This window comes from Primorskyibacter flagellatus, from assembly GCF_048268605.1.
Classification (GTDB): Bacteria; Pseudomonadota; Alphaproteobacteria; order Rhodobacterales; family Rhodobacteraceae; genus Primorskyibacter; species Primorskyibacter flagellatus.
On the sequence record NZ_JBLWVF010000006.1, the window covers coordinates 114,002 to 134,333 of the forward strand.

15 protein-coding genes are annotated in these 20,332 nt (G+C 59.8%); 10 read left to right on the top strand and 5 right to left on the bottom strand.

The window, feature by feature from the left end; genetic code table 11:
• The first annotated feature begins 15 nt into the window (after positions 1-15).
• Genes ACN0WV_RS09280 through ACN0WV_RS09290 form a run of 3 tightly spaced genes read left to right on the top strand, consistent with a single transcriptional unit; the run spans position 16 to position 7,003 of the window.
• On the top strand, positions 16-1,827 hold the full coding sequence (locus tag ACN0WV_RS09280) for a S1 family peptidase (RefSeq protein WP_417605246.1): 1,812 nt from the start codon (positions 16-18) through the stop codon (positions 1,825-1,827).
• Positions 1,824-4,976 (top strand): ATP-binding protein, encoded by a 3,153-nt coding sequence (locus ACN0WV_RS09285; RefSeq protein WP_417605247.1) that lies wholly within the window; start codon positions 1,824-1,826, stop codon positions 4,974-4,976. Before ACN0WV_RS09280 ends, ACN0WV_RS09285 begins: the two co-directional genes overlap by 4 nt.
• A 44-nt stretch (positions 4,977-5,020) precedes the next feature.
• On the top strand, positions 5,021-7,003 hold the full coding sequence (locus ACN0WV_RS09290) for a DNA/RNA non-specific endonuclease (RefSeq protein ID WP_417605249.1): 1,983 nt from the start codon (positions 5,021-5,023) through the stop codon (positions 7,001-7,003).
• 194 nt (positions 7,004-7,197) lie between these two features.
• Here the strand turns inward: ACN0WV_RS09290 and ACN0WV_RS09295 are convergent, their stop codons facing one another.
• From ACN0WV_RS09295 to ACN0WV_RS09315, 5 genes are all read right to left on the bottom strand, one after another.
• Positions 7,198-8,148 (bottom strand): ABC transporter substrate-binding protein, encoded by a 951-nt coding sequence (locus ACN0WV_RS09295; protein WP_417605251.1) that lies wholly within the window; start codon positions 8,146-8,148, stop codon positions 7,198-7,200.
• 76 nt (positions 8,149-8,224) lie between these two features.
• Complete coding sequence (locus tag ACN0WV_RS09300; protein ID WP_417605253.1) at positions 8,225-9,238, bottom strand: ABC transporter permease; 1,014 nt, start codon at positions 9,236-9,238, stop codon at positions 8,225-8,227.
• Positions 9,235-10,761: a sugar ABC transporter ATP-binding protein gene (locus tag ACN0WV_RS09305; protein ID WP_417605254.1), complete on the bottom strand. Its 1,527-nt coding sequence runs from the start codon at positions 10,759-10,761 to the stop codon at positions 9,235-9,237. The genes ACN0WV_RS09300 and ACN0WV_RS09305 overlap by 4 nt, the downstream gene beginning before the upstream one ends.
• Before the next feature lie 32 nt (positions 10,762-10,793).
• On the bottom strand, positions 10,794-11,027 hold the full coding sequence (locus ACN0WV_RS09310; RefSeq protein WP_417605255.1) for a hypothetical protein: 234 nt from the start codon (positions 11,025-11,027) through the stop codon (positions 10,794-10,796).
• Positions 11,028-11,040: 13 nt separating this feature from the next.
• Positions 11,041-12,564, bottom strand: coding sequence for a UxaA family hydrolase (locus tag ACN0WV_RS09315; protein WP_417605257.1), 1,524 nt, complete (start codon positions 12,562-12,564; stop codon positions 11,041-11,043).
• A 113-nt stretch (positions 12,565-12,677) separates the two neighbouring features.
• On the opposite strand from ACN0WV_RS09315, the gene ACN0WV_RS09320 reads away from it, so the two are divergent.
• The 7 genes from ACN0WV_RS09320 (at position 12,678) to galE (ending at position 20,248) form a co-directional block, all read left to right on the top strand.
• On the top strand, positions 12,678-13,364 hold the full coding sequence (locus ACN0WV_RS09320; protein ID WP_417605258.1) for a GntR family transcriptional regulator: 687 nt from the start codon (positions 12,678-12,680) through the stop codon (positions 13,362-13,364).
• Between the two features lie 11 nt (positions 13,365-13,375).
• Positions 13,376-14,413 carry an aldo/keto reductase gene (locus tag ACN0WV_RS09325; protein ID WP_417605260.1) on the top strand — a complete coding sequence of 346 codons (1,038 nt, stop codon included), beginning with the start codon at positions 13,376-13,378 and terminating at the stop codon, positions 14,411-14,413.
• Positions 14,414-14,845 (top strand): RbsD/FucU family protein, encoded by a 432-nt coding sequence (locus ACN0WV_RS09330; RefSeq protein ID WP_417605261.1) that lies wholly within the window; start codon positions 14,414-14,416, stop codon positions 14,843-14,845. It abuts the gene before it with no gap.
• Positions 14,846-15,155: 310 nt separating this feature from the next.
• Positions 15,156-16,631 (top strand): mannitol dehydrogenase family protein, encoded by a 1,476-nt coding sequence (locus tag ACN0WV_RS09335; protein WP_417605262.1) that lies wholly within the window; start codon positions 15,156-15,158, stop codon positions 16,629-16,631.
• Positions 16,632-16,914: 283 nt separating this feature from the next.
• Positions 16,915-18,237, top strand: coding sequence for a D-amino acid dehydrogenase (locus ACN0WV_RS09340; RefSeq protein ID WP_417605264.1), 1,323 nt, complete (start codon positions 16,915-16,917; stop codon positions 18,235-18,237).
• A gap of 67 nt (positions 18,238-18,304) precedes the next feature.
• Positions 18,305-18,991, top strand: coding sequence for a D-lyxose/D-mannose family sugar isomerase (locus tag ACN0WV_RS09345; protein WP_417605266.1), 687 nt, complete (start codon positions 18,305-18,307; stop codon positions 18,989-18,991).
• Positions 18,992-19,201: 210 nt separating this feature from the next.
• A complete protein-coding gene (gene galE, locus ACN0WV_RS09350; RefSeq protein WP_417605268.1) occupies positions 19,202-20,248 on the top strand; it encodes a UDP-glucose 4-epimerase GalE in 1,047 nt (348 codons plus the stop codon).
• Positions 20,249-20,332 lie beyond the last annotated feature (84 nt).

Consider the following 20,332-nt stretch of genomic DNA (forward strand, 5'->3'; position numbering starts at 1 on the left):
CTGACGGTGGGGAAAATGCGCAAGGCGCTGGCGCTGCACGAGGCAACCATTCGTCGCGCCCTGACCGCCCTCTTTCCCAGCCCGGATGCTCCGTTAAGCCTTGATGCGATTGCCCTCGGGGTCGAGGAAGAGGACGACGAGGACCTTGCCGATGTGCTGCTGGCGACCCTGCATCAGTTTGGCAAAGTGCCGCATTTCATCAGCTATCTGCGCGCCCGTGGTGCCGACCCGATGCCGCGCAAACGCAACCGGATCTTTGCGGAGAATATCGCGCGCTTCACCCGGATCGAGATTGGCGAACCACCGAACAAGGATTTCGATTTTGACGCTTTGGGCGCTTTCGCCCCACGGGCAGAGGCGTTTCGCTGCCGCATCGCACTCGATAACACGCCCGAAGGGTCAGGCGCATTCGTGGCACCGAACCTTGTCTTGACGGCCTCGCATGTGCTGGACCGTTTCTACGCCCAGCGCCCCGACAATACGCCACCGCCGCGACTGGGCATCATCGCATCCGACGGCATCCATTATCCGGCAAGCTGCGTGCAGAAATGGCCCTATTTCGAGGGCGAGATAGATGGAGATCTGCCTCCGAACGGCGTTGCGGACACCCATGTGGACGTCGCCCTTCTGCGGGTGTTCATGCCGCTGGGTCAGGTCTATGGGCGTATCGACACCGATTGCACACCGCCGGATTTCGTCGGACCAGAGCTGTTTACCCTGGTTCATTACCCAGACGGGCGCGAGTCCGGCTTTATATCTGGCAGCATACGCCGGGACGGGCCGGGGGTCAGCCGCCTGCCGCATGATATTGATACCGAGGGGGGGTCATCCGGCGGACCCGGATTTGACCGCAATTTCAACTTTCTGGGCATTCATCAGGGGCGTTGGAAAAATGTCCGCCGTCTCGTGCCTTTTGAACGGTTCTGCCAAGAGCCGAGATTCCGGGAGTTGATCGCACAGAACAGCAAGCTGCGCACCCTGTGGTCGCTGGACCGCAATATCGAAGGGCCGCTTATCATCGGTCGGAGACAATTCATAACGGCACTGGCGGCGATGGTCGACAAGCCAGAGTCACGCCTGCGCGGTGTCTGGATCCGGCGCGAAGATACCAGTTCTATCAGCGGGCTTGGGTTCAGCTTTGACATGCTTCAGGCATATCTGATCCAACACGGCAGCCCCGACGCTCATCCACCACATCGCTGCATACGGATAAGCCCGACACTGCGGACCACTGATCTGCTGTCCGATCTCGCAGTGCTGGCGCTGGGTGCGGAGCACGCAAGCACGGCGTCCGGCGGCATGTCATCAGGCGAGGCGACCGGCGTGGCCGAGCAGGACAGCCGCGCCAGCACGTTGATCCGGGCTTTTCAGGAGCAGGCGATGAAGGACGGTCAAACCTGGTGGTTTTTCTTCGACAATCCGCCCAACGGGTTGTCGCCCGAGGCCCAGGTGCAATTCGAACATATCGCGCGCCACCTTCCGACCCAGACCAATCTGCGCCTGATCCTGGCCGGGTATGAAACTTACCGCCTTGCACCCTTGCGATTTGGCAATGTGATGGAGGCAGAAACAGCCCGCCGCGCGGGATTGCTGCTGGAAGAGCTTGGGCCATTCACGCGCAGCGATGTTGAGGCTACGATCAACGCGATGATAAGCTCGCTCTCGCCAGAATCCGACCTGCTTCCGCCGCGTCTGAACGAGATGACAGACAGATCTTTGCAAGGGCTCGTGGCGGATGCGACCGGGGAATTCAGCGGCAGCGATCTTGGGACGGTCACCACTCAGCTGCGCCAGCAGATCAAGGCCTTTCTGGGGATTGCGGCATGACCCAAGCACTTGACACATTGAAGGTTCAGGTCCTGCGCGCAGCCGCATTGCGCGGCCCGTTTGAACCACGCGCCTTGTTGAAAGACGTATTGAGCCCGGAAGACTACGGCGACAAGGTGCAGCGCGCCCGGCTGATCTCGTTGCTGCATGCGCATTGCACGGTAGAGACCACATCGCCGAGCAGCCCGGTGCAATGGTTGCTGCGCGCATCGACGCGGGAACGGGCGCTGGACGGCTATGAAAACACCGGCGCACAGCCCGAGACCGACATCGCCGCCGCTTTGAACGGCAGCGGACTCTATGATCCTGTCCTGTTGAAAGACATGATCACCACCTCACGCGATGAAAATGCCCTGTCCGAAATCGTCATCACGCTGGAACACGCTGGAAGCAAGGCTCCGGGCCACGAACATTTGGTCGGCCTGCGCAGTCGATTGAACGCCGTGCGCCGAAGTCGCCAGACAGACGCCGTTCTGGGCGATGAGTTCATCGGCCGCACGGAAGAACTGAACGCGATTGAAGCATGGATCGCCGCGCCGCAATCAAAGCCTCCTCTGCGCAGCCTGCATATCATGGGCATTCCCGGCATCGGCAAATCCTTCCTGCTGGAGCGCATCGTCCAGATCGCCGGGGCGCAGCCCGATCTGATCCTCGTGCGGCTGGATTTCGACCGGTCCTCGCTTCAGATCGGGGCGGGCGGAACCGTGTATGACGAAATTTCACGCCAGATCGGGGAGGCACTACCACAAAAGGCCGCCTATTTTCGTAGCCTTAGAATGGCGCATTCCGAACGGGTCACGCGCACGGGCCATGACACCGCAGACCTCATCCCGCGTGAACTGTTGCATGCGATGATCGACGTCGTGGAACAGGCCGGGCGGCGCCTGATTATCCTTTTGGACACGCTGGAGGTGTTACAGGCGCAAGGCGCGACATATGTAGAAACGCTGATGGAAGAGCTGGACCGCTTTGCCGATACGGGCCGCATCGATATTGCCGTGATCTCGGCCGGGCGCGCGCCGATCTTTACCGAAAGCGACCCCCGCAACGGCGGGCATCTGGCGCTGACAAAGGTCGAGACGGTTTTGATCCGCGAGGTGCTGCGCCAGCAAAGCATCCCCGAGGAGGTCTGGCCCGACATCATCAACGAAGCGAAAGGTAACCCTCTTCGCTTGCGGTTGTTGATCTCTGTCGTGAAATCGCAAAGTGCTGCCGATGCGGCGCAAGTGCTGGGGCAGGCGCATCTGAAGGGTCTGGATCGCGGATTTGTTCACAGGGTGATCCGCGCGCGCCTTCCCGAACACCTGCGCCGGATTGCCAATGAAGGGTTGGTGTTGCATGAACTCACGGTCGAGACGCTGGTCAATATTCTGGCCCCGGCACTGGGTCTGGGCGATCTTCGCAGCGCTGCGTCAGATCTGATTGCAGAGCTCGCCTTGCAGCCCTGGTTGGTGACGGACACCGGACGTCGTCGGTTGGTGCCAAAAGCAGATCTGCGACAGGAGGTTCTGGAACATATCTACCGCGACAACCCCGAAGACACCGCCGCCGTGAACCGCGCGGCACGGGATTATTTTGCCGGGCGCGACCCGGTTCAACATCTGTACCATGCGGCCCAGTTGATGCGTATCGGCGAGGCACCGCCAGAGATTGAGCCGGGGCTCGCGGATCGCTTTCCGGACCGGCTGCTGAACGAACTGCCCATTGAGGCACAGGACCACATCCGCCACGCCCGCGGGCAGCGGTCTGCCACACAGGTTCTCGTGGCTGATGATCTGGACACGCGCGGCTATGACGCCGCCGGTCTGGCTGCTCCTGATGCGGGATCCCAGCCCAAACTGGTGCGGATTGATCCGCGTTCAGCGACTGGCCGGGCGCGTGTCGTAAAGGGGCGCGGCTTTGCTGGACGCCCCGACCCGCGTGCTGTGATGGATCTGCGCGCCATCTTGGAACAGGGTGAACGGCGCGAGGCCACGCATATTCTGCGCGAAGGCCTGCCCGGCGAATATGCCCCGACCAGCGAAGTCGGCGTGTTGATTCTCTGCCATCAATGGCTGACCGGGCACTGGTCCAAGGCGCGCGAGCTGTTCGAGTTGCTGCCGGAAGCGGCCTTGCCAGACCTTGCCAAGGGCAACCCACAGCTTGAAGGGCGGATCGCGCTGGAGATCCTTGCCGAATTCAAGTTCGGCAAACTGGTGGAATGGCTGCACGACGAGACCTTTCGCGATTGCGCCGTGAACGTCATGCGCAGTTCTAACCGTATCGGCTTGCAGGGTGCGGCGCTGGACTTCGCATTGCTCGCCGCAGGTGTAACGGTAGAGGGGCAGCAAGAGGCGCTTGGAACACTCGCCCCCTATCTGCGTAACGGCAGGATTGAGCTGTCGCAGGAACGTCTGCGCCTCGCCGACAGCATCCGCGGCGACTGTGGTCTGAAAATGGCCCCGGTTGACCTATCGGACAGAAATGCCGCTGATGGTCGTTATGCCTTGGCGATTGCGCCGATCAACCCGTATTATGACCGGCTGTTCGCGCTTGCCTCCGAGATGCAGGGTGCAGGCAAGGGGCGCCTGCTGGATGATCTGCGGACGCTGGCCGGCGGGATCCGCGAAGCCGCTGATTTATTCGGGCCAGCGCTGGAAGGTCTGGACCATGCCATCTCGCAGGCAGGCGACCGTCCGCTGGATATTCTGGCCCTCATCCGCTCGCTTGGCATGACGGCCGATTGGGCTGAAGGGTACAGTTTCTTCCACCCGATTCCGGATCTGCCCACCCTCGCCCGCGCGCTCAGCCGCTGGCAACAGACCACGGCCGGCTATTGGGCGTATGACAGCGCACCGCCAAAAGACTGGGCACCCGGCCGAGACTGGGGCGCGGTGACGGAATTGCGCATCGCATCACTGACCGACAAACAAGGCACCTCACGCGCTGACAGAATGCTGTCCTTCTGGGCCGATCCGCTGGACGGTAACCCCGGCAAAGGCACAGACACGCTGACACGCCGCCTAAGCGCACCGTTTTCAAAGGTTTCCGCCCTGAAAGATATTTCCGGACGCATGCGCTATCTGATCGGCAGTCATGTTCCGGCCGTCTTCCGCCCCGCCATCGCAACCCTACCGGACAAAGACGCGCGCCTTGCGTATTTTCAATAAGGCCAGCGCCGCCCCGGTCGTATTTCAGCAGAAGGATTACCGCCATGACTGATAGTACTCGCCAGAGCCTGCACCGCCTTGAGTCGATGGGAAATGCCGGCATGATCGACGCATCGCGCGCGCTGATTGATGCCAATCCGGCGATCCTGCAAGAGCTGGGGCTGACCGCCGACCGCGCGTCGGAACTGATGAATACACAGATTGACAAGCTGGAAAGCGTCGGCGGCAAGCCACCGCTGCTGGAGGCGATAATCCGCGCTGTCGGCCGCCCCCCGCTGATCGTGCGTGGCGGCAAGGTCGAAGGGAAAACCTCGCTCAGCACCGATTTTGCGGCCGATATTGACCTAAAGATCAGCAAGGTCGAGGCTGCGGTCGCCTCTGTAGGGCGGATTGAGTTCATCAATCACGACTATAGCTGGGGCGGCACGGGTTGGGTGATCGACAAGACCGATACGCACCTGCTGATCGTGACCAACCGGCATGTCGCCAAGCTGGTCGCCCGCCGCAGCTTTCTGGGCGATGGCGTGTTCCTGTTCGCCCCCGGCGCTGCCAGATACGGCGCGCGGATTGATTTCCTTGAAGAGGTGGATGCCGACCCGGACCCCACGCGGCTGTTTGACATCGAAAAGTTCACCTATATCGCCGAGGATGCTGCCGCTGACGTAGCGATTGCCCAGATCGCCATTCCCGCCGATGGTGCCGCGTTCAGCCCTGCGCCCATCGACCGCGCGGATACAGACGCGCAACACGGCGAAACCGTGGCTGTCATCGGCTATCCGGCGAAGGATTCCCTGCGCAACGATCCCACGCAAATGGCGAATTATTTCCGCAATCTCTACGATGTGAAACGGTTCTCGCCGGGTTTTCTGATCGAGGATGGCGGCATGACGATCCTGCGCCATGACTGCACGACGCTGGGGGGCAATTCCGGCTCTCCGGTGATCTCTCTGGACAGCGGCAAGGCGGTTGGGCTGCATTATGCAGGCACATTCGGCGTTGGCAATTCGGCGGTGCGGATCAGTACGATCAATGCGTTGCTGGACGGCGCGACACCGAACTCGGTTCCCGGCTTTGACATTGCCCAGACAGAACGCCGCGACGGCAGCCATGATGCGGTGCATTTCGAAGGCCGCGAGGGCTATGACCCGGATTTTCTACAGGTCGCCGCAGTGCCGCTGCCCACAGTGCCGCAGGGCTTTGGCCTTGCAGCCCCTTCGGACGCCACGCCCTGCCGACCGCACGAGCTGCGCTATCAGAATTTCGGGGTGCTGTATTCCGGTACGTTCAAGACGCCGATCCTTGCGGCACTGAACATCGACGGCGAACAAACCCGCCCGCAAAAGCGCGGCCGCGACAAATGGTATGCCGACCTGCGCATCCCGGCCGGGGTTCAGCTTGGCAAGGACGATTACGATCATGTCGATATCGACCGGGGGCATCTGATCCGACGCGCCGCCACCAATTGGGGTGCGGATGACGCGCAGGCGAAACGTTCAAACGATGACAGTTTCCACTACCCCGTCGCCGCCCCACAACACCGGGCGTTCAATCGCAGCAATGCGCAGTGGTTGGGGCTGGAAAACTACATCATGTCCAGTGTCCGCACCCATGGTTTTCGGGCCTGCGTTTTTACCGGTCCGATCCTGTCCGGCGACGAACCCATGCTGAAAGACACCGGGGCGGTGGTGCCGTTGAAATTCTTCAAACTGGTGACGATGCTGGCCGAGGATGATGGCAGCGATGGAATCCTGCGACTTCACGCAACCGCCTATGTTCTCAGTCAGGTCGAAGTCATCCAGCAATTGCTTAGCGATCAGGGCCGGGTGGAGGCCGTCGGCGGTTTCGAATTCGGTGCCTACAAGACCTTTCAAGTGCGTATCAAGGATCTCGAATTCATGAGCCGTCTGGACTTTGGCCCGTTGCGGGACGCTGATCCTCTGGCGCGGCGTGTCAGCGAAAGCGAAGCTGTCGGAGCAAGCCCGCGTCCCGTCGTAGAAGTGGAGAGCTTTGCGAATATCGTGCTGTAGAGGCCGTTTGCGGGTCTTTGACAAGTCGGTGGCCAGCAGATGTCGGAACGCAAACAGTACGCACCCGATTACGGTGGTCGCTTCATCCCGGCGATCCGCTCCTTTGCGGATTTACGGCAGCTCCATGCGCCGCGACATTACACCGGAAGGTGGTTCTGCGGCCCAAGATAAGCCTGGACCGCAGTGCGGATAACTCAATCGTACAGGACGGCCTGGATCTCATCGTCGTCAATGTTCGACTGGTCGTAATAGTAAAAGCCTGTGTCGATGATCGCGGGAAGTTCCTCGCCATTTATGGCAGCAATCGCGGCTTTCACGGTTTCATATCCGATACCGACCGGGTTCTGCGTGATCGCGCCAGCCATCAGCCCGTCGCGGATCGCGTCGGTCTGGGCTTTGCCGGAATCGTAGCCGATGATCGTGATGCCTTCGCTGCCCATCTCGCGCACGGCGTTCACAACACCGATGGCAGAGCCTTCGTTGGTGCCGAACATGCCGTTCAGATCGGGGTTGGCCGTCAGGATCGCCTTGGCGACTTCTGTCGATTGAAGCTGATCGCCCGCGCCGTATTGCACGCTGACAACTTCGATATCCGGATAGGCCGCGGCAATCTGGTTCAGAAACCCGTCGCGACGATCAATGCCGGTGCGGCTGGTCTGGTCATGCGCAACCACGGCGACCTTGCCCGCCCCGCCAATCAGTTCCGCCATCTTGTCAGCGGCAAGCGATGCCGCCGCGACGTTGTCGGTGGTTGCTGTCGAGGCCGGGATGTCGCTGTCAACGCCACTGTCGAATGCGATGACCGGAATGCCTGCATCGGCGGCCTGTTTCAGCAGTGGAATGGCCGCCTGACTGTCAAGCGCGGCAAACCCGATGGCGGCGGGGTTGTTGGCCAGGGCGGCGGCCAGCATGTCGATCTGACGGTCCACCATCGTTTCGTTATCGGGGCCTTCGAATGTGATCCGGACGCCGAATTCCTCGGCGGCCTGATCGGCACCCTGTTTCACGGCCTGCCAGAACTGGTGCTGGAACCCTTTTGAGATCAGCGGAATGTAGGTTTCCCCGTCCTGCGCGAAGGCCGTTGGGGCGGCCCCCAGGGCGAGTGTGGCGCTTAGTGCGCCGACGAGTGTGCGACGTGACAACATGTGGTTTCCTCCTCGGTTGTCGGTTGTTCCGGCCTGTTTTTTGGGTTGGTGGCCGGCTTTCTTGGTGATGCTGATGTCAGTTGGACTTCTTGCGGCGCATCATATCGGCATAAACCGCCAGAATGATGATCGCTCCGGTAACGACGGTTTGCCATTCCTGCGCGACGGACAAAACCCGCAGGCCATTGGTCAACACCGCCATGATCAACGCGCCGATCAACGAACCAAGGATCGAGCCGCGCCCGCCGGACAGCGATGTGCCGCCGATCACGACCGCCGCAATCGCTTCCAGCTCGTATCCCAGACCCAGAGCAGGTTGTGCAGAGTTCAGACGCGACGCGATCAGCAAGCCCGCGATGCCGACAATGGCGCCCGCCAACGCGTAAATGGCGATCTTCCAGCGATCAGTATTCACGCCCGACAGGCGGACCGATTCCTCGTTGGACCCAAGCGCAAAGCAGTAGCGACCCAGAACGGTGCGATTCAGGATATAGGCGGTCAACGCAGCAACGATGAACAGGATCAGCACGCCATTCGGGATTGGTAGCGCAGGGATCAGGTTGCCAATCAGCGACCCGCGAGAGATCTCGCTGAACCCCGGCGTGTCGTTGAAATAGATCGGGCGGGTGCCTGAAATCACAAGGCTCAGCCCCTTGAGGATCAGCATCATGCCGAGCGTCGCAATAAACGGCGGAATTTTCATCTTCGCCACGAACGTCCCGGACAGTGAACCGGCAAGCGCACCCGTTGCGATGGCCGCAACGACACCCAGCAAGAGCGGCATTCCCGCATAGGTCAGAACCACGCCGGTTATGACGGCGCAGAACGTCATCATCGTGCCAACCGACAGGTCGATGCCGCCGGTGATGATGACCAAAGTGACTGCGACAGCCAGCACGCCATTGACGGAGGTTGCTTGCAGAATCGCGATCATGTTCGACGCCTGCATAAAGTTGGGCGACGCGATGGAGAACCCGATCAACAACACGATCAGACTGGCAAAGGCGAGCACACGTTGGTGGGTGCCTGCCGCGATGATGCGCGACAAGGTCGATCTGGGCGTGTTGACTGTGGTCGTGGTGCTGGTCATCGTGTCTCCTCCGCGCCGACCAACGCGCTCTCGCGCTGCGTGGCCAGTTCCATGATATCTTCCTGTGTGGTATTTGCGCCGCCCGGCAGAATGCCGGTCAACCGCCCTTCGCACATCACGGCAATGCGGTGAGAAAGGCGCATGACCTCGGGCAATTCCGACGAGATCACGATGATCGCGCGGCCCTGTGCCGCAAGATCCTCCAGCAACGCGTAGATTTCCGATTTTGCGCCCACATCAATGCCGCGCGTCGGTTCGTCAAAAATCAGAACGTCGCAGTCGCGCAGCAGCCATTTGGCGATCACGACTTTCTGCTGGTTGCCACCAGACAGAAGCCGCACGTCCTGCATGTCCGAGGGTGTGCGGATACCAAGGCGCTCGATATACTTCACCGCAATGCGTTTCATCGCAGCTTCATCCAAAACGCCTGCGCGGTTGGTGAATTGGTCCATATTGGCCATTGCGATATTGGCGCGGACGGTCATGTCGACGGCAAGACCGAAGTGTTTGCGATCCTCGGACAGATACCCGATGCCCGCCTCGACGGCCGCGTGAGGCGTGCGAATATTCACCGGTTGGCCGTCCACCAGGATCTCGCCCGCATCGCGCGGATCGGCCCCAAAGATGATCCGCGCCACTTCGGTGCGCCCCGCGCCCATCAGGCCTGCGAAGCCCAGAATTTCGCCTTTGCGGACATCAAAGCTGACATCGCGCACATCTTTGCCGCGCGACAGGTTGCGCACCTCAAGCGCGACAGGGCTTTGTGACGTGTCAGGAAAAACCGGCGCATTCTGCGTCACTTCCCGGCCAACCATAAGTTGAATGATTTTCGAAAGCGGTGTGTCGGCTGCATCCACCGTGTCGATATAGGCACCATCGCGCAGGATGGTCACGCGGTCGGCGATCCGTTTGATCTCGTCCATGCGGTGGCTGATATAAACGATGCCCACCCCATCGGCCTTGAGCCTTTCGATCACTTTGAACAATTCAGCGATTTCAGCGTCATTCAGCGCGGCTGTCGGTTCATCCATGATCAGCACGCGCGGATTATAGGACAGCGCCTTGGCAATCTCTATCAGTTGTTGACGCGCGATGGTCTGGGTGCTGACCTGCGTGCGCGGATCCATAGCCAGTTGAAGCGAGGCGAAGATTTCTGCCGTTTTTCGGTTCAGCGCCGCTTCGTCAAGCCTGCCGAAACTGCGGCGCGGCTCTCGCCCGATCAGGACGTTCTGTGCGGCAGTGAGGTCATTCATCAAGCTCAGCTCTTGATGAATGATGCCTATTCCAAGGTCCTGGGCCGCGCGCGGGCTGTCGGGGGTGACAGGGTTGCCATCGACGAACATCTCGCCGCCGTCGCGGGCGTAAATGCCCGACATGATTTTCATCAAGGTCGATTTGCCAGCCCCGTTCTCGCCCATCAGGGCGTGAACTTCTCCCGGCTTCAAAGAGAATTGCACGGACTTGAGCGCGTGAACGCCGGGAAAGCGCTTCTCGATGCCCTTCATTTCGACCAGATAACTCACGTCTTGCAGCCCTCCCAAGCCAGTCGTTCGCGCTAGATCGTTGCCTCGTCTTGGTCCGGAAACGGGTGCCGGGTGCCACAGCAATTTTTGCCGCGCGACGCATACATGCCGGTTGAGGTCCGAGAGTTGCCCGAAGCCAAACGCCCCTTCATCCGAGATGCAAAAAGGTCTGTTTTTGCGTGGCCCTGCATAAAACCAGCGTGCAGCGCAACATCCGTGCCCCGGTCCGTCTTGGCTGTCAGGAAAATGGCGTCGTTGAGCATCATTTCGATCTCATGGTCACATGACCGCCCCGATCTGCCAAGGGACAAACTCGACCCCGCCAAATCCCAGCTCTTCACTTTTTGTCTGCTCGCCCGAAGCGATGCGGATAAACATCTCAAAAATGTTGCGGCCCTTGTCCTTCAGGCTGACGCCTTCACTGATAATATCGCCGCAGTTTACGTCCATGTCATCTTTCATGCGGCGATACATTTCCGAATTCGTGGCGATCTTGATGCACGGCGTCGGCATATATCCTGAGACGGATCCCCGCCCGGTCGTAAAAACAATCAGGTTTGCACCAGAGGCAATCTGACCAGTGACGGAGCAGGGATCAAATCCGGGGCTATCCATGAAGACAAAGCCTTTTTTCTCGATCTTCTCGCCAAACAGATACACATCCGTCAGAGGCGCGCTGCCGCTTTTCGCCACGGCCCCAAGTGATTTTTCCAGGATCGTGGTCAGGCCGCCGCGCTTGTTACCGGGACTGGGGTTGTTGTCCATCTCGCCGAGATTTCGGGCGGTGTAATCTTCCCACCACCGCACGCGGTCGATCAGCTTTTCGCCCACTTCGACCGACACCGCGCGACGGGTCAGCAAGTGTTCGGCACCGTAGATTTCAGAGGTTTCCGACAGGATCGTTGTACCGCCATGGCGCACCAGCAAGTCCGAGGCAACGCCCAGCGCGGGATTTGCGGTGATGCCGGAATAACCATCTGAGCCGCCGCATTGCATCCCGACCATCAGTTCGGATACCGATGCCGGTTTCCGGGTGGCCGTGTTGGCCAGTTCTGCGATGCCGTGCAGCTCTGCAAGACCCTTTTCGATCGTCTTGCGGGTGCCGCCTTCGTGCTGAATGGTCATATAGCGCAGCGCGCCGTCCGCGCGGATCGGCCGTCCCCCCACAAGGGCCGAAACCTGCATCACCTCGCATCCAAGTCCGATCAGCAGAATGCCGCCGAAATTGGGATGCTGCGCATAGCCCGAAAGGGTACGGAACAGCGTGTCATAGCCTTCGTTTTCACCAGACATGCCGCAACCGGTGCCATGCGTTATGGGAACGATGCCGTCGATATTCGGATAGGCATCAAGCAGGCCGGATTTTTCGGCGGCTTCCGCGATGAATTTGGCGACGGAGCCGGAACAATTCACCGATGTCAGAATGCCAAGGTAGTTTCGCGTGCCCACGCGCCCGTCGGCGCGCTGATAACCCTCGAACGTTCTGGCGTCGGATGCTGTTTCAAGCGTTATAGCCTCGGTGCCATGTGCATAGTCGCGGGAATGTTCGCCCATCCCAAGGTTTTGCACATGAACATGCTCGCCGGGTGCAATATCGGCTGTCGCCTGACCAATGGTCTGACCGTAACGAAGGACGTTTTGGCCCGCCGCAATCGCCGCAACCGCAACCTTGTGCCCCTGCTTGACCGATTGCAAAAGCGCAGGCCCCGCGGTGCCGTCTGTCTGACCGGCGGACAGATCGTCCAATGCAATCGCCACATTGTCCTGCGGATGTAGGGTTAGCAAGCGTGACCGCTGGCTCATGTGATGCGTTCCTCTGGCTGATTGCTGGCCGCGTCGTTACCCTATGGCGTAGCTTGACTTGCACCATCTATCAACTAACATGTCAGTTCAGGAATATGGAAATACCCGCACCCATGGTCACGCTAGATATCACCGAATTGGAAGGTCCGCTGGGTCAGCGTGTCTATGTCGCGCTGCGCAACCGCATTCTGGACATGACGCTAAAGCCCGGCGCGGTCTTGCGCAAAGGTGCCCTGTGCGAACAGCTTGGCGTGTCCCGATCTCCGGTGTCAGAAGCGTTGGGGCGGCTGTCTTCGGACGGTCTGGTGGACATCATTCCACAATCGGCAACCCGCGTATCGCAATTTTCGATGGCCGGGTTGCGCGAGGACAGCTTTCTGCGGGAGGCCGTCGAAGTGGCCGCCGTTGCGCGGGTTGCCGAAATACGCACTGCTGAACAGCTCAAACAACTTTCAAGAAACCTGCGATTGCAAACCTTGCTGGTCGAAGATGAGGATTTTCAGGGCTTCTTCGAGGCGGATCTGACATTCCATGAACTGATCCTCGGCTTTACCGGATTTCCCAAGGTTGCCCTTGCCGCAGGGCAGATGTCGCTTCAACTGCAACGCGCCCGGATGTTGCTGTTGCCGGAAAAGGGCCGTCCCGCAGAGACCGTGGCCGAACATATGGCGATCCTCAAAGCGATCAAAGCGCAGGATGTGAACGCCGTACGATCCGCCATGACGGGTCATCTGAGACAACTGATAAGCCGGCTTGAACCGCTTGAGCGTCTGCACCCTGAATTTTTTCGCCCCAACTGAAAAGATCTCTGATGAAATTGTCCCGAACCAACGTCCTCAACCACCGCACGAAAACCCCGCTCAATCTGACACAGCTTGGGTTCGGGGGGGCCCCCTTGGGAAACCTCTATCGCAGGATCGCGGATGAGACGGCCCAAGCCACGCTTGATGCGGCCTGGGACGCAGGCATCCGATATTTTGACACGGCACCGCAATACGGGTTGGGCCGGTCGGAAATGCGGTTTGCAGAAGCCTTGTCCCGCTTCGATGTCAGCGCGCTGACGCTGTCGACCAAGGTCGGCCGGGTTCTGCATGATTGCGCACCCGAAGATGTCACCCCCGAGGCATTTGTCGATGTGCCGCAAAAGCGGATGGTCTTCGATTACACCTATGACGGCGTCATGCGCAGCTATGAAGACAGTGTCGCGCGGCTTGGCACCGACCGGATTGATATCCTGTTCCTGCACGACATAGACGCGGGCACGCATGGCGCTGAAGGCAGCGAGGACAAACTACGCGAACTTTTCAATCAAGGCGGTTACCGTGCCCTCGCCGAGTTGCGCGATGCGGACCAAATCGCGGCCATCGGGGCGGGTGTGAACACATGGCAGATTTGCGAACACCTGCTGGGCGAGGCGGATTTTGACGGCTTTCTGCTGGCCGGACGCTATACGCTGCTGGAGCAGGACCCGCTTGACAGTTTTCTGCCACTTTGCACCAAGCGGGATGTGGGGATCATTCTGGGCGGGCCCTACAATTCTGGGATCCTTGCGACCGGCGCGGTAGAAGGCGCACGGTATGACTACGCGCCCGCACCCGAGGACGTACTGCACCGAGTCCGCAGACTAAGCGAGGTCTGCACCGCCCATGAGACACCGCTGATTGCCGCCGCTCTTCAATTTCCGTTGGCCCATGAAGCCGTAAAGACCGTGATACCCGGTGCGTCTACGCCCGACGAGGTGCGCCAGAACATCGAGATATTCGAAACGCCCATACCCTCCGCCCTGTGGGCCGATCTGAAATCGCAGGGGCTGATCCACCCGGAAGCCCCTTTGCCGGAGGACGCATAGATGCTTCGCAACATTCCGCCCATCCTGTCGCCTGACCTTCTTCACAGCCTTCGCGCCATGGGCCACGGCGATGAGATCGTCATCGCGGATGCGAACTTTCCGGCGACGGCCTTGGGCACTCGCTGCCATCGCCTTGACGGGGTGACCGCCACCGACGTTCTAAAAGCGGTCCTGACCCTGTTGCCGCTGGACAGTTTCGTCCAAAACCCCGCGCATGTCATGCAAGTCGTCGATGATCCCGACGCCGTGCCACCTGTCGTCGCCGCGTTTCAGACGATCATCACCGAGACCGCCGATATTCCCGCGACTGTGCACAGGCTGGAACGCTTTCGGTTTTATGACCGCGCCAAATCCGCCTTTGCGATCGTGCAGACCGGTGAGACACGGCTATATGGCAACATCCTTCTGAAGAAGGGCGTGATCAGCAACTGAGTCACACCCGGCCAGAAAATGACCCGACCGAGGCGTTGGCCTGCAATTTGCGGAATTGCCGCATCATTGGACGGCTGGGGTTGAATCGTCGCGGGCATCGGCCTTCCGTTTGACATGCCGACGTCTACTGGCTTCACTGTATAGTCTGCTGCGAACCATGTCGATCAAAGCCGATAGTCAGGACATTGTCGGTGCGGGCGATCTTCCCTATAAGCGGGATGACGCCTTGTTTTGGCTCACTTGGCGCACGCCCTGAAAATGATTTTACCGGTATGCTGGCGCCAAAGCACCCGGAACTGGGGTTGGCACAATGAATGCACCGCGCCTGACTGACATCACCCTGCTCAATGGACCCGCCGAAGGCCCCGGCTACTCGCCAGGCGAGCATGGCGCGGGCATCGTGCATCTTGGGGTTGGCGCATTTCACCGCGCCCACCAAGCGGTGATGACCGATGACGCTTTGGCCCGGCAGGGCGGTGATTGGCGGATTATTGGCGTCAGTCTGCGATCGACGGCGATTGCGAAGGAACTGAACCCTCAAAATGGCCTGTATACCCTGATCGAACGGGACGAAAACGGAACCAAAGCCCGTATCGTGGGCGCGGTGCAGAAAGTCATCGCGGCCAATCCCGCCGCCACGCTGGATGCGCTTTGCGATCCGTCTATTCGTGTCGTGACACTTACCGTGACCGAGAAAGGCTATGGCATCGACCGTCAAGTGCGGGGACCAGACGCTGCCCACCCGGCGGTCAAGGCGGATCTGGCGCAACCGGATGCCCCCGCCGGTGTTCTGGGATTGTTGACCGCCGCTATCAAGCAGCGCCGACAGGCGGGGCATGTGCCATTCACAGTGCTGTCTTGTGATAACCTTCCTGAAAACGGCGCGTTGCTGCGCGATGGTGTGATCGGCTTTGCAAAGCTGTCCGGGGATGCGGAGCTGAGCGATTGGATCGCACAGAATATCGCGTTCCCGTCCTCGATGGTGGATCGGATCACCCCCGCCTCGACTGACGAAACCCGCGCCGAAGCCCAGCGCCAAACCGGCTGCGAGGATCAGGCGACGGTCGAAACCGAACCGTTTATCCAATGGGTGATCGAAGATCATTTCCCCACCGGCAGACCGCAATGGGAAGAGGGCGGCGCGCTTTTCGTATCGGACGTGGCACCTTATGAGAAAATGAAACTGACAATGCTGAACGGCAGCCACTCGATGCTTGCCTATACGGGTTTTCTGGCCGGGCGGCGCTATGTGCGGGACGTGATGGCGGACCCGGCGCTTGCCCAGCTTGTAAAAAGGCACCTGAAGGCCGCCGGTGATTTGTTGCAACCTTTGCCGGGCATTGATGTCGCGGACTATGCCGCAGCCTTGGCGCAGCGGTTTCGCAACCCGGCGATTGCGCATGAAACCTATCAGATCGCGATGGATGGCTCGCAGAAATTGCCACAGCGCATCTTTCAGCCCGCGCTTGTCGCTCTGGATACCGGAAGCGACCTGCGTCCTTTTGCATTTGCTACGGCGATGTGGATGCGGTTCTGTCTTGGGCGCCTGGACGATGGCACCGCGCATGATTTGCGCGATCCGCGCGAGGTTGAAATCACCGCTGCCCTTGGCGATGTGCCGCGCAGCGCAAGGGCCATATCCGATGCGGTGCATATCCTGCCAAACCTCATCCCTCAGCGTCTTGGCGCGGATCCGGATTGGCGGACGCATATCGAACAGGTCCTGTCAGCCGCATTGAACCAAGGATGCCTTTCCGCAATCCAGCAAGAGGCGCGCCGGACGTAACGTGCGCGACCCTGCCAATTACAGCGTTTCGCTGACGTCGAGTCGTTTCTTTGTCCATACAGTGCGATCAATATGGAGCAGGATGATAGCAGTCAGGGAATACTGCCTCCATTCCCCCAAAATGCGAGACAAGCGATTGCTGGCTCAGCTAGCCCGTCAAGAAATCCCATGCTCGGATCCCGAGTTATCCTGCCGCTCTGGCAAGGGTTCTCCTTTCTGGGTCCGTTCCCAGGGACCATGATTTTCTGAATGTGTCGGTGTTTGCCGTGCGCGGATTTCGCACTTGCCTTGCACCCCGCACCGTTCCGTCGCATCGTGCCTCAAACGCAATTGGAAGGCACTTCCCATGAGAGTCGTCATTTTGGGCGCGGGCGTCATCGGCGTCACCACCGCGTATTACCTTGCCAAACAGGGTGCGGAAGTGGTGGTCATCGACCGTCAGTCCGGACCGGGGCTGGAGACCAGCTATGCCAATGCGGGCCAGCTGAGCTATGGCATGACGTCGCCATGGGCCGCCCCCGGCATTCCGATGAAAGCCGTCAAATGGATGTTCATGAAACGCCGCCCGCTGTTCATCTGGCCGCTTATCAGCCCGACCATGTGGAAATGGTGCGTGCAGATGGTCCGGAACTGCAATGAGGAAAGCTATCGCATCAACAAGGGTCGCATGGTGCGCGTGTCCAGCTACTCGCGTGATGTCATGCCTGATCTGATCGCCGAGACCGGGATCGACTATGACGGTCGCGCGCAAGGCACCTTGCAGTTGTTTCGGACCGCCAAGCAGATGAAGGCGTCCAAGGCCGATCAGGACATTCTGGCCGAATACGATTCCCCCTACGAGGTGCTTGGCCGCGATGCCTGTATCGAAGTCGAACCGGCGCTCGCAGAGGTCCGCAACAAGTTCGTGGGGGGCCTGCGTCTGACCGCCGACCGTACCGGCGATTGCCGAATGTTCACCATCGCATTGACGGAAAAATGCGTCGAGATGGGGGTCGAGTTTCAATACGGTCAGTCGATCAAATCCATCGCGATCGAGGATGGCAAGGTCGCAGGCGTGGACACGGAAATCGCGGGGCGCATCACCGGGGATGCCTATGTCTGTGCCATGGGCAGCTATGCTGTGAACGTGCTGAACCCAATCGGCATCAAGCTGCCCGTCTATCCGGTCAAGGGCTACTCGGTCACGCTGCCCGTCACCGATGATGCGTTTGCGCCGCAATCCACGATCATGGACGAAACCCACAAGGTTGCGATCACCCGGCTGGGCGACCGCATCAGGGTGGCAGGTACGGCCGAGATCGCAGGTTACTCCGACCGTCTTGGCCCACACGCCACGGACACCGTGAAACATGTGATCGGCGATCTGTTCCCAAAGGGCGGCGACATTTCAAAGGCCGAAGGCTGGACCGGCCTGCGCCCGATGACGCCCGACGGCACGCCGGTTCTGGGTCCGACGCAATATGACAACCTTTTCCTGAACACGGGGCACGGCACCCTGGGCTGGACAATGGCTTGTGGCTCCAGCCGTGCCGTGGCCGATGTGGTGCTGGGCAAGACGCCCGAGATCTCCTTCGATGGGCTTACGATGGCACGGTATCAGAAATGATGCTGCGCTTTTCATCCGGACGGCGGAGGTGGTCGATTGAAGTTCCTGACACTGATGGGGTCGCAGCATGAAGCGTTCACGCATAAACGAAATCCTGATGGCGGCGGATGACATGATCCGGCAATACGGGTTTGTCCTTCCGCCCTTCGCCTATTGGACACCCAAAGAATTCAAGGCCCGCAAGGACGCGGCCCGCAATGTCATCGACGCCCGCTGCGGTTGGGATATTACGGATTATGGGGCCGGAGATTTCGACAGGATGGGCCTGTTCCTGTTCACGCTGCGCAATGGGCGGCTTGCCGACCTGCAACGCGGCGGCGGCATGTGCTATGCTGAAAAACTGCTGATTTCGCGACAGGATCAGCTTAGCCCGATGCACACGCATGTCATCAAGGCCGAGGATATCATCAACCGTGGCGGCGCGACGCTTGTCATCGAACTGTTCGGCTCTGACGATCGGGGCGGGTTCGCGCAGGACAAGGGTGGCGCTGTCTTCTGCGATGGTATCCGGCGCGATTACGCCCCCGGCGAAAAGCTGTCCCTTGCGCCGGGGGAAAGCGTCACGCTGATGCCCGGAGACTGGCATGCCTTCTGGGGGGAAGGCGGCGATGTGCTTGTCGGCGAGGTCTCGACCGTCAATGACGACGAGACGGACAATATTTTTCGCGAACCGATTGGCCGTTTCGCCAGGATCGACGAAGATGTGGACCCCAAGCACCTGCTGGTCAGCGACTATCGGACTTGGCTGGGCTGACGGAAATCTCTGGGAAAGAAGTTTCCGGTCGCGGCTCGGGCCGACGCTGAAAGGCGGCGGTCCTGTCTTCAGTTGCTGACCACCGGAGGTGTTTTCACAAGGTTACTGATCCGTCCCGACAACGGCCTTTGCTTGAGTTTCGGCGTGACCCATGCCTATTAGTTTCTTGCGGATAACTGAGGGTAGCTGCGTCAGAAAGACGGACGTGGCGTGCTCTACCTAACCAGCCGGCCGGGCAAGATTAAGAGGATCATCAAGTTGAAATCCAAAATACTTGTCTGCGGCGGCGCGGGGTACATCGGCTCTCACATGGTGCGGCAGCTGGTTGAGCGAAGCTATGATGTTGTCGTTTTCGATAACCTGTCGCAGGGCAATGCCGCGTCCGTACCTTCGACGGTGCCGCTGATCGAAGGGGATCTTCTGGACACGGACGCACTGGGCCGGCTGTTCGCTGAGCACCGGTTTGACGCGGTTTATCACTTTGCCGCGCTGATCGCCGTGGGCGAGTCGGTGGTGGCACCGGATATCTACTACCGCAATAACGTGGTCGGCACGCTGAACCTGCTGGACGCGATGCGCAACGCCGATGTGGACCGTATCGTATTCTCCTCCACCGCCGCGACCTTCGGAAACCCGCAAACCGCACTGATTTCCGAAAGCCATCCCCAGAACCCGCTAAACCCATACGGGCGCACCAAGCTGATGATGGAACAGGTGCTGGCGGATTACGGTCACGCCTTCGGTATCCGCTCTGTCTGCTTTCGGTATTTCAACGCCGCCGGTGCCGACCCATCCGGCGAGATCGGCGAAGCGCATGAACCCGAAACCCATCTGGTCCCCAATATCCTGCTGGCGGCCCTTGGTGAGCGGGACATGCTGGATATTTACGGCGACGATTACGACACGCGCGATGGCACCTGCACACGCGACTATATCCACGTCAACGATATTGCGTCGGCTCATCTGGCAGCTCTGGATTACATGGATGCAAATCCGGGTGCGCATGACTTCAATCTCGGCAATGGCAATGGTTTCACCATCATGGAAGTGCTGGAGGCGGCCGAAAAAGTCACGGGCCGGAAAATTCCCTATCGTATCAAGCCAAGACGTGAAGGAGACGCCGCGACGCTGGTGGCCGACAGCAGTCGTGCGAAAACCCTGTTGGGCTGGACGCCCGAGATGCCGGATATCGAAACGATCATCAAAACCGCGTGGGAGTGGCACCAGGCACCAAAATACGGGCCCTACGCTGGGTAACGTCCCGCAATGGCTGGTCGATGGCCCTGCGATAGTTGTGTCATATGACGTAACCTTCTGTTTTTTCGCTGGTATTCTTTCTGT

Coding starts and splice junctions, on each gene's coding strand:
- ACN0WV_RS09330 (WP_417605261.1), top strand. CDS start 14,414: ATGCTTCGCAACATTCCGCCCATCCTGTCGCCTGACCTTCTTCACAGC.
- ACN0WV_RS09300 (WP_417605253.1), bottom strand. CDS start 9,238: ATGACCAGCACCACGACCACAGTCAACACGCCCAGATCGACCTTGTCG.
- ACN0WV_RS09295 (WP_417605251.1), bottom strand. CDS start 8,148: ATGTTGTCACGTCGCACACTCGTCGGCGCACTAAGCGCCACACTCGCC.
- ACN0WV_RS09280 (WP_417605246.1), top strand. CDS start 16: ATGCGCAAGGCGCTGGCGCTGCACGAGGCAACCATTCGTCGCGCCCTG.
- ACN0WV_RS09320 (WP_417605258.1), top strand. CDS start 12,678: ATGGTCACGCTAGATATCACCGAATTGGAAGGTCCGCTGGGTCAGCGT.
- ACN0WV_RS09290 (WP_417605249.1), top strand. CDS start 5,021: ATGACTGATAGTACTCGCCAGAGCCTGCACCGCCTTGAGTCGATGGGA.
- ACN0WV_RS09345 (WP_417605266.1), top strand. CDS start 18,305: ATGAAGCGTTCACGCATAAACGAAATCCTGATGGCGGCGGATGACATG.
- ACN0WV_RS09335 (WP_417605262.1), top strand. CDS start 15,156: ATGAATGCACCGCGCCTGACTGACATCACCCTGCTCAATGGACCCGCC.
- ACN0WV_RS09315 (WP_417605257.1), bottom strand. CDS start 12,564: ATGAGCCAGCGGTCACGCTTGCTAACCCTACATCCGCAGGACAATGTG.
- ACN0WV_RS09285 (WP_417605247.1), top strand. CDS start 1,824: ATGACCCAAGCACTTGACACATTGAAGGTTCAGGTCCTGCGCGCAGCC.
- ACN0WV_RS09325 (WP_417605260.1), top strand. CDS start 13,376: ATGAAATTGTCCCGAACCAACGTCCTCAACCACCGCACGAAAACCCCG.
- ACN0WV_RS09310 (WP_417605255.1), bottom strand. CDS start 11,027: ATGATGCTCAACGACGCCATTTTCCTGACAGCCAAGACGGACCGGGGC.